Here is a 361-nt window from a genome sequence, read left to right as displayed (position 1 = left end):
ACTGTACACATAACAATCTGTTGAATGACCATTAGAATAATCGCATAATCAAGACCAGCTGCTCCAAACAACAATAGTACTACTGGAGTACCGTAATTTCCATTATTCATAAATGAAGATGCTAAGATCATTCCACATGTTTCTTTAACGGAGTATTTACGAAAAAACGCAATAATATATACAACCACTATCAAACCAAAACAAAGTAGAAATGTGTACAATGCCATATATATATATGTCAAATCAAATTCTGTTGTATAAAAGGTCCGAAATACTAGTACAGGAGACATTAAGTAGAGAGCCATTGTTGATATTGACTTAGTATCGAACCCCAATTTTTTTTGCCCCAAATAACCAAGAG

The 361-nt window shown here is 33.0% G+C and carries 1 protein-coding gene; it reads right to left on the bottom strand.

The window, feature by feature from the left end:
* Positions 1-335: AEC family transporter (locus KH400_RS22615; protein ID WP_281418772.1), on the bottom strand; the 335-nt coding region annotated here is incomplete at its 3' end.
* Positions 336-361 lie beyond the last annotated feature (26 nt).

It is taken from the genome of Desertibacillus haloalkaliphilus, from assembly GCF_019039105.1.
GTDB lineage: Bacteria > Bacillota > Bacilli > Bacillales > KJ1-10-99 > Desertibacillus > Desertibacillus haloalkaliphilus.
The sequence above is the reverse complement of the archived record's forward strand: the minus strand, read 5'-3'. Positions and strand labels throughout refer to the sequence as shown.